Below are 12,333 nucleotides of genomic sequence, written 5' to 3'. Positions count from 1 at the left end.
GCGAGCGGGACGATTCCGCACCCGGCGGACGCTGGCTAGCCTGTGGAATCGGATCGCATTTCGAATGAAGGAGTGTGCCCATGGTGTCAGCTTCGTCCCGGGCCGCAGTCGCGCTGGAATCACGCGCGGCGAACAAGCGGTCGGTGATCGTGGATGCCGCCACGGACTCGTTCCTCGAATTCGGTTACGAGCGAACCAGTGTCGATGCCATCGCCGAGCAGGCCGGCGTGTCCAAGCAGACGATCTACAACTACTTCGGCGACAAACGGACCCTGTTCCGGGTGGTACTCGCCGGGGTGCGGGCAGCGGCCGATACGGCCGACGAACTCGATCCGCGCCTGCTGCGGAATCCGGACACCGTCTTCGAGGATCTGGTCACCGTGGGGCGTTTGTTCCTCGCGGTGACCCTGTCCGAGCGGGTGTCCGCGGTACGGCGGCTGATCGTCGGTGAGGTGGCGCGGCATCCGGACCTGCATCAGGTCTGTGCCGATCAATCCGTGGCGCAGGGGCCGCGGATCGCCGGATGGCTCGCCCATCGCTTCGAAGTGCTCGCCGCGGCGGGCATTCTGGAGACGACCGAACCGGCGGAGGTGGCGGGCCAGTTCTTCGCGCAGCTGTCCCACGACGGCCAGCAGGCCTCGGCCTTCGGCACCATCGCGCTCACGCCGGACCGGGCCGCGGAGATCTCGGCGCGCGCCGCACGACTGATTCTGCGCGCCTACGCGATCGAACGACCAGCGTGACCGGATTTCCGGCGCGCTGAAATCTTCATACAGCTCGGGAGCTTCACATGATCAAATTCGGGGTATTGGGATCACTGCAGTGCTGCATCGACGGTGTCGGCGCAGTCCCGAGCGCACCGAAGCAGCGCCAACTGCTCGCCCTGCTGTTGATGAACGCGAACCGGGTGATCTCGGCCGACTACTGCATCGAGGAACTGTGGGAGTCCGCGCCGCCGTCCTCGGCGGCCTCCACGCTCCAGACCTATGTCATGCAGTTGCGCAAATGCCTCGGCGAACACAGCTCGAACCTGGATCGGGGCGAGTCCCGGCTGGAGACCCGCGAACGCGGCTACCTCCTGCATGTGGGTCCCGGGGAATTCGATGTCGACGTCTTCGAGGACAAGGTCCGGCTGGCCCGGATGGCACTGGCGGCCGAGGACGACGACAGCGCCGACAGCGCGCTGCGCGCGGCCCTGGCGGTGTGGCGCGGCCCGGTCTTCACCGACATCAAACCCGGTCCGGTGCTGACCATGTGGGCCACCAGCCTGAACGAGGTGCGGCTGTCGATCCTCGAACACCGCATCGAGGTGGATCTGCGGCTGGGCCGTCATCGCGAACTGATCGGTGAACTCAGCGGCATGGTGCAGCGCTCGCCGCTGCTGGAGAGCCTGCACGCGCATCTGATCATCGCGCTCTACCGCTCCGGCAGGCAGGCGCACGCGCTGCAGGTGTACGAGCGGTTGCGGCACCGGCTGGCCGAGGAGCTGGGCCTGGAGCCCACCCCGGCGCTGCAGCAACTGCACCACAAGGTGCTGCGCAGCGCCCCGGAGCTGGCTCCGCCACCGAAAATCGTCGCCGCCTCTCGCTATTCGGCCGAGCTCATCGCGGGTCGACTACGACCGCAGGTGGATTCGCTCTGCGGCTGAAGCCGGACCGCGGCGAGCAGGGCCCCGGTGACATCGTGCTGGGGAGTGTCGAAGACCTGGTCGACACTCCCCTGCTCCACGATTCGGCCCGCGGCCATCACCGCCACGGAGTCGCTGAGGTGCTGCACGACCGCGAGATCGTGCGAAACGAACAGCATCGACAGTCCCCGTTGGGCTTTCAGATCCGCGAGCAGATCCAGGATCTGCGCCTGGATCGTGACGTCCAGGGCGGAGACCGGCTCGTCACAGATCAGGACGGCGGGATCGGAGGCCAGGGCGCGGGCGATGGCCACCCGCTGGCGCTGCCCGCCGGACATCTCGCCGGGCCGCCGCCGTTCGAAAGTCTGTGGCAGACCGACGGAATCGAGCAGGCTCAGGATTCGCTTGCGCCGATCGGCGGCGCTGCGCCCGCGCGTGGGCAGGGCCTCACCGATGATCCGGGTGACGTCCCAGCGGGGATCGAACGAACTCGCCGGGTCCTGCCAGACGACGCCGACCTGCGGACGCCGGGCCCGGCGGGCCCGCTCGGGCAGGGCGCTCCAGGGTTGGCCGCCGAGGGTGACGGTGCCGGCGTCCGGTCGCAGCAGGCCGAGAACCAGTGCGGCGGTGGTGCTCTTGCCGGAGCCGGATTCGCCGACCAGGCCCAGCGTGGTGCCGACCGGCAGCTCGAAGCCGACCTCGGTGACGGCCGCCACCGACCGGCCGCGGGCCACGCGGAACGACTTGCACAACCCCGTCACGGACAGGGCGGGCGGGGCGGATTCGATCCCGGCGGCGGGGCGGGCCGCCGGTTCCGATCGCGCGGCGGCCCGGCCGTCCCCCGACAGCGGCCTGCCTCGTTTCTCGGGAGTCGGGACCGCCGCCAGCAGGCGGCGGGTGTAGGGGTGCTCGGGTGCGCCGAGAACCCGGGCGGCCGGGCCCTGTTCGACAATGCGGCCCTCGTGCATGACCGCGACCCGGTCGGCGATTCCGGCGACCACCGACAGGTCGTGACTGACCAGCAGCAGGGCGGTGCCGTCATCGCGCAGGGCGGCCAGCAGTTTCAGTATCCGGGCCTGCACGGTGGCGTCGAGGGCCGTCGTCGGCTCGTCGGCGATGATCACCTTCGGCCGCCCCGCGAGGGCGGACGCGATCAATACCCGCTGCCGCTGTCCGCCCGAAAGCTGGTGGGGGCGCAGGGTCCTGCGTAGTTCCGGATCGTCGATACCGACCGATCGCAGCAACTCGTCGACCCGGCGGGCGCGGTCGGCCGCGGAGCGCGCGAGCCGGTGCGCGCGGAGCGTGTCGCCCACCTCGGCCGCGACCGGCCGCAGCGGGTCGAGCGAGATCAGCGCGTCCTGCAAAATCAGCGCGATCTCCCGACCGCGCACGGAACGCCACTCGCGCGCGGACAATCGATCCAGATCGATATCGCCCAGGCGCAGGGACCGCGCGGCGACCGTCGAACCCGGTCCGGTCAGGCCCAGCAGCGCGCGGGCGGTGACGCTCTTGCCGGACCCGGATTCCCCCACGATCGCCAGGCATTCACCGGCCGCGAGCTCGAACCCGATGCCGCGCACCGCCGCTACCCGGTCACCGCCCCGGCCGAAGGAGACGTGCAGATCATCGACGTGCAGAACGGGCAAGGCCGCCCTCCCAACGTTGTTGCAGTGCCCGGCCGAGCACGGTGACGGTGACGACGGTGAGGGTGATGGCGGCTCCGGGCGGAACGGCCACCCACCACGACTTGGACAACAGTTCACGGCCCGCCGCGAGCATCGAACCCCATTCGGGAGTGGGCTCTTTCGGGCCGAGCCCCAGGAAACTCAGGGCCGAGCCGATCAAGATCGAGCTGCCGACGCCGAGGGTCGCCAGCACGACGGTCGGGCGCAGCGAGTTCGGGACGATGTGGCGCACGATCCGATATCCGGGCGAGCGGCCCAGCGCGATCGATGCCCGGACGTAGTCGGCGTTCCGCACCACCAGGGCCTGCGACCTGACCAGCCTGGCGTACGAGGCGGATTCGGCGATGGCGATCGCCGCGATCAGGCTGCCCGCCCCCTGCCCGAGCATCGCGATCACCAACAGCGTCAGCAGGACGCCCGGAAACGCCAGCACGATGTCCAGCCCCCGCGCGATGACGGTGTCGATGAGCCGGCCGCCGAGCGCCGCGCACAGCCCGATCAGCGTGCCGCCGAGGACGGCCAGCAGGGTCGCGGTGAGACCGACGAGGATCGAATAGCGGGCGCCGAAGACAATGCGCGCGAAGATGTCTCGTCCGAGCTGATCGGTGCCGAGGAAGTGGTGGCGGCCGGGCGTCGCCAGCGCCTCACCCAGATCGACTTCGATGGGCGATCGCGTCGCGATCCAGCCGGGCACGAGGACACAGGCCGCCAGCACGACGGCGACGAGGCCGGGCAGGAGCAGCCGCGCATTCGGCGTCGCGGTCACCGGGCCACCTCCGAGGGCGTCGCCGAGCGCGGATCGATGACCCGGTAGGCCAGGTCCACCACGGAATTGACGGCGATGAACAGTAGCGAGCCGGACATGACCAGTGCGATGACCACCGGAAAATCGTGAGTAGTGACCGCCGACAACAAGACTCGCCCCAGACCGGGGCGCGCGAACACCGTCTCGACCAGCACCGCGCCGCTGAGCAGACCGCCGACCAGCCAACCGCTGACCGTGACGGCGGACAGCAGCGTGTGCCGCAGCGCGTGATGGATTCGGATGTCCAGCTCACCCAGCCCCCGGGCGCGGGCGCTGAGCACGAACGGGGACAGCATGACCGCGTCCACGCCGTCCCGCATCACCTGGGCCAGCAGCGCGCCGATGGGCACGGCCAGAGTGGTCGCGGGCAGGACCAGGGCCGCCGGACCGGACCCGGTCGAGGGAAACAGGTGCAGGCGGAACGAGAGACCCGCCAGCAGCAGGGTGCCGGTCCAAAAGGTCGGCGTGGATACCGCCATCAGCTCCAGCGCATGGGCGATCGCCCGCGGCGCGCGGCGTGTCCCCGAGGTGGCGACCACCGTGACCAGCGCACCCGCGACGCCGAGGGTGATGGCCGCTGCGGCGAGTTCCAGTGTCGGAGCGAGTTGTTCGCCGATCACATGCAGTACCGGCTGCTGTCTCTGGAAGGACTCGCCGAAATCGCCGCGGGCCAGGCGGCCCAGATAGTGCAGGAACCGCTGCGGCAGCGGCTCGTCCAGGCCCATCTGTGCACGGATGGCGGCGAGGGTCGCCGGGGTCGCGGGCGCATTCCCGAGCATGGCGTAGGCCGGATCGCCGGGCACGAGGGACATGGCGAGGAACGTCACGGTCGCGACCCCCGTGAGGATTCCGGCGATTCCGAGTACCCGGCGCAGGATCGCACCGGCGACGGTCACCAGGGCGGCCATCAGTTCAGCCACGCATCGTAGAAGACCGGGTACGACGCCGGGGCCGCGGCGATACCGTGCACCCGGGTCCGGGTCGCGACCTGGCTGGCGGGCACGAAGATCGGAACGAGCACCGCCTGATCGATGGCCCAGTGCTGGGCGGCGGCATAGTCCGCGCGCTGCGCGCCCGCGTCGAGGGTGCGCGCGGCATTGCCGACCCACGCGTCTACCTGCGGGTCGTTCACCCACGAAATATTCTGTCCCGCCATGGGTTTGGCGGTCGAGAGCAGGAAGCTGCGCATGATGTCCGGCGAGTTGGATGACCAGCTGGTGTCGAACAGGTCGTAGTCGCCGCGCGCGACGAGCTGGAAGAGCTCACCGGTCTGGACATTGGTGCGGACGATCTCGATGCCGACCTTCTTGGCCGAGGCGACGATGGCCAGCCCGACCAGGCCTCGATAGTTGGATTCGTCCTGTGCCTTGGTGGTCGTCCAGTTCGCGCGGAGCCGGACGCCATCCTTGACCCGGTAGCCCGCTGCGTCCCGCTGGTTCCACCCGGCCTCGTCGAGCAGCCGGTTGGCCTCGTCGGTGCTGTAGTTCCACGAATTCTCCAGTGCCGCATCGTAGAACTGGGTAGCCGGGGTCAGGATGCTCCACGACCGGCTGTAGACGCCGAAATAGATCGAGGACAGGATCGAGTCGACATCGGTCGATACTTGCAACGCCCGGCGGACGCGTGGGTCCTGCCACGGACCCCGCCGCGTATTGATGTAGACGCCGTAGCCGGTGCCCTGTGCGTCGTAGCGGGTGTACCGAAGCGAAGGATCCGACTTCAGGTCGCTGACGTTCTGGGCGGGCACCGACAGCAGTCCGTCGACTTGGCCGCTGGTCAACGCCCCGATGCGGGTCGAGTTCTCCGGCACGAAACGGAAATCGACACCATCGAGGCGCGCGGGCCCCGCATGCGCCGAAGTCTCAGGAGCCCAGTCATATCCGGCGAACTTGGCGAGGCCGACGCTCTGCTGCGCGGTATGCCCGGCAAAGGTGAACGGACCCGACCCGACCACGTGATCGCAGAGCTTGCCGGCGTTGTCGGCGAAGTTCTTCGGCGACTGGATACCCAGGGCGGTGGTGCTCGCCGCCGCGAGGAACGGCTGGAATGGCTCGGTGAAGGCCACCTCGACGGTGTGCTCGCCGATCACGGTCGACCGGCTGTACGGTCCCAGCAGCGTTGCCGCCCATTGGGATTTGGTGTTCGGATCGACGATCCGGTCGAAGTTCGCTTTGACCGCGGCGGCGTCGAGCCGGGTGCCGTCGTGGAACACCACATCGTCGCGCAGGGTGAAGACGTACCGCGTCAGGTCATCGCTGATCGTCCAGCTCTTCGCCAGCCACGGGTGGAAGGTGTTGTCATTGCCCTGCGCCACCAGGGAATCCACCACACCGCGATCGATCAGGGCGGTGGCGTCGGCGGGACTCACCCCCGGGTCCAGGCAACTCGGCTCCGAGGGCAGCGCGAAACGCAGCGTGCCGCCGGCCACCGGCGGCCCGTCCGATCCCCCGCTATCCGTACCCGGGGAGCAGCCCGCGACCAGCGCGGCAGCGGTCAACAGGGCGGCCAGCGGCCACACGGTTCTACCCATCATGGTTCGCAGTGTTGTCGCCGCTGATGCAGCCGCACTCCGGCGCCGCTGGAGGAACGCTGGAAGGCGTCCGGCGCTTGCTGGACAGCGTTGCGCGGCAGTCGTTTTGCTGGATCGCGTGAATACGCGAGACAGGACGGGTGTGCGATGAGAGCGGTAGTGACCACCGGCGACCGGCAGAGGCCGACGCGGCTGATCGAGGTCGGCGAGCCGACGCCGGGGCCCGGTGAGGTGCTGGTCCGGGTGCGGGCCATCGGGATCAACCGGGGTGAGCTGACCCGGGCGGAGCGACTTCCGGCGGGGTCCCGGCTCGGCTGGGACATTCTCGGCACGATCGAGGACGCCGGCGCGGACGGGCCGGCGCACTCGCGGGCCGTCGTCGCGCTCGCGCGCGGCGACGGGTGGGCCGATCGGGTCGCCGTGCCGCGCCGCGACGTCGCGGTCATCGACGACCCCGGCACGGCCGTCGATCTCGCCGCGCTGCCCGTGGCCGGGTTGACGGCGCTCGCGGCCATCCGGCGGGCCGGGCCGATCATCGGCAGGACGGTGCTGGTCACCGGAACGAGTGGCGGCGTCGGCGGGGTGCTGGCGCAACTCGCGCACACTGCCGGGGCCGAGGTGCTGTCGGTCCGGCACCGGTTCACCGGCACCGGTCTCGAAATCACCGGTGCCGGGCTCGATGTCGTCTCTCCGGAAGGCGAACCGGCCGCACCGAGGCCGGTCGACGTCGTGTTCGACAGTGTCGGCGGACCGACGCTGCAGGCGGCTTTCGAGCTGCTGAAACCGCGAGGTGTGCTGGTGAGTTTCGGCAATACCGTCCGCGCGCCGCTCGAGCTGCCGGTCGATTGGGGACATCGGCGGCCCGGGGTGAGTCTGAGCTACGTGAACCTGTTCGACGAGCTCGACGCCGGGATCGGAGCCGCCGACGATCTGCTCTGGCTCGGACGGCGCTGGGCCGCAGGGGATTTGAGCCTCGCCGTGCACCGGACCGGGCCGCTGGACACGCTCGACGACACGCTGTCCGCACTCCGGGAGCGGACCTTTCACGGCAAGGCGGTTCTGCACTGGTAGCAGGCGTCAGAACGCGAGGCCGCCGTTCACCTCGAGCACATGGCCGTTGACGTAGTCCGAGTCCGGACCCGCAAGGAACCGGGCCACATCGGCGATCTCCTGGGCCCGCCCCGGCCTACCCGCCGCGATGGTCGGTAGGTACCGGCCCCACACCGGTGGATTAGCGATGAGATCGCGGCCCATCCCCTCGTCGACGAAACCGGGAGACAGGGCGTTCACCGAGATAGATTGCGGCGCAAGCTCTATCGCCGCGATGCGGACCAGTGCCTCGATGGCCGCCTTGCTGATCGAGTACGCGCCCGCGCCCGGCGCGATCCGCCGCGCCAGGGCCGACGACAGGGCGATGAACCGGGCGGACCCGGAGTCGGCCAGATAGGGCACCGCCGCCTGCAGGGTGAGAAACGTTCCGACGACATTGGTTTCGAGCACCGTGGTGAAATTCGCCGGCGGCGTGACCGCCAAGGGGCCGGGGCGGCTCACGCCGGCGTTCGCGAACACCACATCGACACCGCCGAGCCTGCTGCCGGCCTCGGCGAAGGCCGCCGCCAGCTGCACGGCGTCGGTGACATCCGCAGTCACGGCGCTCCCGGCGGGATGCTCCTGAATCCACTGTGTCGCAGTCGATTCCCTGCCGACGATCATTACGCGCGCGCCGTGGTGGAGCAGATCCTCGGCCACCACGCGGCCCAGCCCGCGGCCACCTCCGGTGATCACGATGCGGCGTTCGGCCAGACCATTCGGCTGCACAGTCATTACTTCTCCTCCAGGTGGACAGTCGCCGCTCGACTGTGCCCACACCCGCCCGGCAACCGCCTACAGGATCGCTGGAGCAACCGATTCCAGTGGTCCTCCAGTATTCGTCGGCGTCGCCTCCAGCAGCCGATGCGAGTGTCGACGCCACTGACACGAAGTCGTGGCGATCGCCGGCAGTTGTTCCGAACTCGAAAGGATGGAACATGGCATACGTTGGGGCGCAAGCAAAGACAACAGAGGCGCACGGACCGCGCCGGGTCGCGATCACGGGAATCGGCGTACTGGCTCCCGGAGCGGTCGGCACCGGCCAGTTCTGGGACCTGCTCACCGCGGGCCGCACCGCCACCCGCCGGATCAGCTCGTTCGACACCGGCGGCTACCGGTCCCGGATCGCGGGCGAGATCGACTTCCGGCCCTATGACCACGGATTGAGCCGGCGCGAGGAGCGGGCCTGGGATCGGGTCACCCAGTTCGCGGTCACCACAGCACGGGAAGCTTTGCAGGACAGTGGATTCGATCTCCGCACGGTGGACCCCGCGCGGATCGGCATCAGCATCGGCAGCGCGGTCGGGTGCACGACGGGCCTGGAACGCGAGTACTCCCTGGTCAGCGATCAGGGCCGGGAATGGCTGGTGGACCCGGCCTGGGCTGTGGCGCAGCTCTTCGACTACCTGGTGCCCAGTTCCATTGCCGCGGAACTGGCTTGGACGATCGGCGCCGAAGGACCCACCTCGGTGGTCTCCACCGGTTGCACGTCCGGGCTGGACGCGGTCGGCCACGGCGCCGATCTGATCCGCGAGGGCGCCGCCGATATCGTCGTGACCGGCGCCAGCGAGGCCCCGATCTCACCGATCACGGTGGCCTGCTTCGATGCCATCAAGGCCACCAGCCCCAACAACGACGACCCGGAACACGCGTCGCGTCCGTTCGACCGGGATCGGGACGGCTTCGTCCTCGGCGAGGGTTCCGCGACCCTGATCCTCGAGGACTGGGACCGGGCCCGCGCCCGAGGCGCGCACATCTACGCCGAGTTCGCCGGATTCGCCACGCGCGGCAATGCCTTTCACATGACCGGCCTGCGGCCCGACGGAGTGGAGATGGCCGAGGCCATCGGCGCCGCGCTGAACCAGGCCCGGGTGAACCCCACCGCGGTCGATTACGTCAACGCCCACGGCTCCGGAACCAAACAGAACGATCTGCACGAGACCGCCGCGGTGAAAAGGGCGCTGGCCGACCATGCCCGGCGCGTTCCCATGAGCTCCATCAAGTCCATGATCGGGCACTCGCTCGGCGCTGTCGGCTCCCTCGAACTGGCCGCCTCGGCGCTGGCCATCGACACCGACGTCATCCCGCCGACCGCCAACCTGCACAACCCGGGCCCCGGCTGCGATCTCGACTACGTGCCGCTGACCGCGCGCGGCCAGCGCACCGACACCGTGCTGAGCGTCGGCAGCGGATTCGGCGGATTCCAGAGTGCCGCAGTGCTGGTCGCGCCATGACCGGACTCGCGGCCACGGTGGATCCCGCCGTCACCGGCATCGGCGTTCACGCGCCGACCGGAGTCACCGTGGCGGACTACTGGCGCAACACCCTCGCGGGGCGCTCGGCGATCGACCGGATCACCCGCTTCGATCCCAGTCCGTACACCGCCACCCTGGCCGGGGAGATTCGCGACTTCGACCCCTCGCCGCTGTCCGGCCGCCTGCTTCCGCAAACCGACATTTCCACCCGGCATGCCCTGGTGTCCTCCGACGCCGCGCTGCGTGACGCCGGCATCACCCCGGACGACCGGGACGACTTCGAACTCGGAGTGGTCACCGCCAGCACCAGCGGCGGCTTCGAGTTCGGGCAGAAGGAGCTGCAGAAACTATGGGCCCAGGGCAGTCGCCATGTCAGCGGGTATCAGTCTTTCGCCTGGTTCTACGCCGTGAACACCGGGCAGCTCGCGATCAGGCACGGCGCGCGCGGACCCTCCAGTGTCGTGGTGGCCGACCAGGCGGGCAGCCTCGACGCGGTCGGTAAGGCGCGCCGGCTGGTGCGCGCGGGCACCCCGCTGGTGCTCACCGGCGGTTTCGATTCCGTGCTCTCGCCGTGGGGCTGGCTGGCCACGCTCGCCGGGGGAAATGTCAGCACGAGCACCGACCCGAAACGGGCCTACCAGCCATTCGCCGACACCGCCGAGGGTTTCGTACCCGGCGAAGGCGGCGCCTTGACCGTCCTCGAACATCCGGACCGGGCACGCGACCGCGGCGCGCGCGTCTACGCCCACATCAGCGGGTATGCCAGCGGATTCGATCCGCGGCCCGGCTCGCCGCGGCCACCGGCGTTGGCCCGGATCATCCGGGCCGCGCTCGCCGACGCCCGCGCCGCGCCCGGGGAGATCGGGGTGGTGTTCGCCGACGCGGCCGGAGTCCGCGAACAGGACGATCACGAAATCGCCGCGCTCGACACGGTATTCGGCGCGCACCGGGTCCCGGTGACCGCACCCAAGACCGGGACCGGGCGACTGTTCGCGGGCGGCGGGGCGCTCGATATCGCCGCGGCCGCCCTCACGCTGGACAGCCGCACCATCCCGCCCACCCCCGGCCTCGAGCACTATCCCTGTCCCACCCGCCTGGACCTGGTCCGGGAGCCGCGTGAGCTGACCACACCGGCCGCGCTCGTGCTCGCCCGCGGTGGGCGCGGATTCACCTCGGCGGTGGTCCTGCGCGGCGTCCGATGAAAATGCCACTCCCCCAACAGCACCCGACCGAGAAGGGAAGCACATGGTGTCTGCCAACCCAGCCGTGACCACCGATCAGCTGCGCGAGGTACTGCAGCGGGTCGCCGGCGAAGACGAGACCATCGACCTGAGCGGAGACATCACCGATCGCTCATTCGAGGACCTGGGATACGACTCCCTCGCGGTCCTGGAATTGTCCAACCAGATCGAAATCCGTTACGGGATAAAGCTTCTCGACAGTTCGGTGATCGACGCCGTGACCGTTCGAGATTTTCTCGAACTGGTCAATACCACCCTCGCGGAGGGCGCCGGCCAGGACGCCGGTGCCTCCGATCCATCCTCAGGAGCACTCGCATGAGCAAGCACGCCATTGTCACCGGCGCCACCAGCGGAATCGGCCTCGAGATCGCCCGCACGCTGGGTCTGGCCGGATATCAGGTCTTCATCAACGCCCGCGATGCGGAGAGGGTCAAGAGCACGGTCGAGGAGCTGAGCGCCGAAGGCATCACCATCGACGGCATCGCCGCCGATGTCCGATCGACCGACGACGTGCGGGCCTTCGTCGCGGCGGCGGTCGCGCGGTTCGGACCGGTCACGGTGCTGGTCAACAACGCGGGCCGCAACGGCGGCGGCGTCACCCGGGACATCGACGACTCGCTGTGGCAGGACGTGCTCGACATCAACCTGACCGGAACCTTCCGGGTGACGCGAGAAGTGTTGTCGCACGGAGGAATTCTCGACGCCCAGGACGGCCGCATCATCAATATCGCGTCGACCGGCGGCAAGCAGGGCGTGGTGCTCGGCGCACCCTATTCGGCGTCGAAGCATGGCGTCATCGGATTCACCAAGGCGCTCGGACTGGAACTGGCCAAGACCGGGGTGACGGTCAACGCCGTCTGCCCCGGATACGTCGAAACCCCACTGGCCGAACGGGTCCGGCGCGGCTACGCCGAGGTGTGGAACACCACCGAGGCCGCCGTGCTCGAGAAGTTCGAGGCCAAGATCCCGCTGGGACGGTATTCGACTCCGCTGGAGGTCGCGGGACTGGTCGGCTATCTCACCACGCCCGCCGCCGCGCCGATCACCGCGCAGGCCATCAATGTCTGCGGCGGACTGGGCAACTACTGAGCCACCGACAGA

At 69.4% G+C, this 12,333-nt stretch carries 12 protein-coding genes; 7 read left to right on the top strand and 5 right to left on the bottom strand.

Annotated features, from left to right (window positions below; all coding sequences use genetic code 11):
- Positions 1 to 80 precede the first annotated feature (80 nt).
- Together ABZV44_RS19980 and ABZV44_RS19975 are read left to right on the top strand one after the other, a co-directional pair.
- Positions 81 to 743, top strand: coding sequence for a TetR/AcrR family transcriptional regulator (locus tag ABZV44_RS19980; protein ID WP_354838084.1), 663 nt, complete (start codon positions 81 to 83; stop codon positions 741 to 743).
- 47 nt (positions 744 to 790) lie between these two features.
- Positions 791 to 1,648, top strand: a complete 858-nt coding sequence (locus ABZV44_RS19975) for an AfsR/SARP family transcriptional regulator (protein ID WP_354838082.1) — start codon at positions 791 to 793, stop codon at positions 1,646 to 1,648.
- Here ABZV44_RS19975 and ABZV44_RS19970 read toward each other — a convergent pair.
- From ABZV44_RS19970 to ABZV44_RS19955, 4 genes are read right to left on the bottom strand one after another with little or no spacing between them, the layout of a single operon-like run.
- Positions 1,588 to 3,273, bottom strand: a complete 1,686-nt coding sequence (locus ABZV44_RS19970; RefSeq protein ID WP_354838080.1) for an ABC transporter ATP-binding protein — start codon at positions 3,271 to 3,273, stop codon at positions 1,588 to 1,590. The two genes, ABZV44_RS19975 and ABZV44_RS19970, sit on opposite strands and share 61 nt — an antisense overlap.
- Positions 3,251 to 4,078: an ABC transporter permease gene (locus ABZV44_RS19965; protein ID WP_354838078.1), complete on the bottom strand. Its 828-nt coding sequence runs from the start codon at positions 4,076 to 4,078 to the stop codon at positions 3,251 to 3,253. The genes ABZV44_RS19970 and ABZV44_RS19965 overlap by 23 nt, the downstream gene beginning before the upstream one ends.
- Positions 4,075 to 5,037, bottom strand: a complete 963-nt coding sequence (locus ABZV44_RS19960) for an ABC transporter permease (RefSeq protein ID WP_354838076.1) — start codon at positions 5,035 to 5,037, stop codon at positions 4,075 to 4,077. The genes ABZV44_RS19965 and ABZV44_RS19960 overlap by 4 nt, the downstream gene beginning before the upstream one ends.
- Positions 5,025 to 6,650, bottom strand: a complete 1,626-nt coding sequence (locus tag ABZV44_RS19955) for an ABC transporter substrate-binding protein (protein WP_354838074.1) — start codon at positions 6,648 to 6,650, stop codon at positions 5,025 to 5,027. Before ABZV44_RS19955 ends, ABZV44_RS19960 begins: the two co-directional genes overlap by 13 nt.
- A gap of 144 nt (positions 6,651 to 6,794) precedes the next feature.
- Between ABZV44_RS19955 and ABZV44_RS19950 the strand changes: the two genes are divergently transcribed.
- Positions 6,795 to 7,718, top strand: a complete 924-nt coding sequence (locus ABZV44_RS19950; RefSeq protein WP_354838072.1) for a zinc-binding dehydrogenase — start codon at positions 6,795 to 6,797, stop codon at positions 7,716 to 7,718.
- 6 nt (positions 7,719 to 7,724) lie between these two features.
- Here the strand turns inward: ABZV44_RS19950 and ABZV44_RS19945 are convergent, their stop codons facing one another.
- A complete protein-coding gene (locus ABZV44_RS19945; RefSeq protein WP_354838070.1) occupies positions 7,725 to 8,471 on the bottom strand; it encodes an SDR family oxidoreductase in 747 nt (248 codons plus the stop codon).
- A gap of 203 nt (positions 8,472 to 8,674) precedes the next feature.
- Here ABZV44_RS19945 and ABZV44_RS19940 point away from each other — a divergent pair, with 203 nt between their 5' ends.
- The 4 genes from ABZV44_RS19940 (at position 8,675) to ABZV44_RS19925 (ending at position 12,321) form a co-directional block, all read left to right on the top strand.
- On the top strand, positions 8,675 to 9,970 hold the full coding sequence (locus ABZV44_RS19940) for a beta-ketoacyl-[acyl-carrier-protein] synthase family protein (protein ID WP_354838068.1): 1,296 nt from the start codon (positions 8,675 to 8,677) through the stop codon (positions 9,968 to 9,970).
- Positions 9,967 to 11,193, top strand: a complete 1,227-nt coding sequence (locus tag ABZV44_RS19935; protein ID WP_354838066.1) for a ketosynthase chain-length factor — start codon at positions 9,967 to 9,969, stop codon at positions 11,191 to 11,193. Before ABZV44_RS19940 ends, ABZV44_RS19935 begins: the two co-directional genes overlap by 4 nt.
- A 64-nt stretch (positions 11,194 to 11,257) precedes the next feature.
- The gene (locus ABZV44_RS19930) at positions 11,258 to 11,551 is read left to right on the top strand and encodes an acyl carrier protein (RefSeq protein WP_354838064.1); all 294 of its coding nucleotides are present in this window, start codon (positions 11,258 to 11,260) and stop codon (positions 11,549 to 11,551) included.
- Entirely contained in the window at positions 11,548 to 12,321 is a 774-nt protein-coding gene (locus ABZV44_RS19925; protein ID WP_354838062.1) for an SDR family NAD(P)-dependent oxidoreductase, read from the top strand. The genes ABZV44_RS19930 and ABZV44_RS19925 overlap by 4 nt, the downstream gene beginning before the upstream one ends.
- Positions 12,322 to 12,333: the final 12 nt, after the last annotated feature.

The sequence above is a fragment of the Nocardia sp. NPDC004860 genome, from assembly GCF_040609015.1.
Lineage (GTDB): Bacteria > Actinomycetota > Actinomycetes > Mycobacteriales > Mycobacteriaceae > Nocardia.
Note: the sequence above shows the minus strand (reverse complement) of the source record. Positions and strands in the feature narration are given on the sequence as shown.

Excerpts from the sequence above, each read along its gene's own strand:
- ABZV44_RS19980 (WP_354838084.1), top strand. The coding sequence starts at position 81 with ATGGTGTCAGCTTCGTCCCGGGCCGCAGTCGCGCTGGAATCACGCGCG.
- ABZV44_RS19975 (WP_354838082.1), top strand. The coding sequence starts at position 791 with ATGATCAAATTCGGGGTATTGGGATCACTGCAGTGCTGCATCGACGGT.
- ABZV44_RS19955 (WP_354838074.1), bottom strand. The coding sequence starts at position 6,650 with ATGATGGGTAGAACCGTGTGGCCGCTGGCCGCCCTGTTGACCGCTGCC.
- ABZV44_RS19950 (WP_354838072.1), top strand. The coding sequence starts at position 6,795 with ATGAGAGCGGTAGTGACCACCGGCGACCGGCAGAGGCCGACGCGGCTG.
- ABZV44_RS19945 (WP_354838070.1), bottom strand. The coding sequence starts at position 8,471 with ATGACTGTGCAGCCGAATGGTCTGGCCGAACGCCGCATCGTGATCACC.
- ABZV44_RS19940 (WP_354838068.1), top strand. The coding sequence starts at position 8,675 with ATGGCATACGTTGGGGCGCAAGCAAAGACAACAGAGGCGCACGGACCG.
- ABZV44_RS19935 (WP_354838066.1), top strand. The coding sequence starts at position 9,967 with ATGACCGGACTCGCGGCCACGGTGGATCCCGCCGTCACCGGCATCGGC.
- ABZV44_RS19925 (WP_354838062.1), top strand. The coding sequence starts at position 11,548 with ATGAGCAAGCACGCCATTGTCACCGGCGCCACCAGCGGAATCGGCCTC.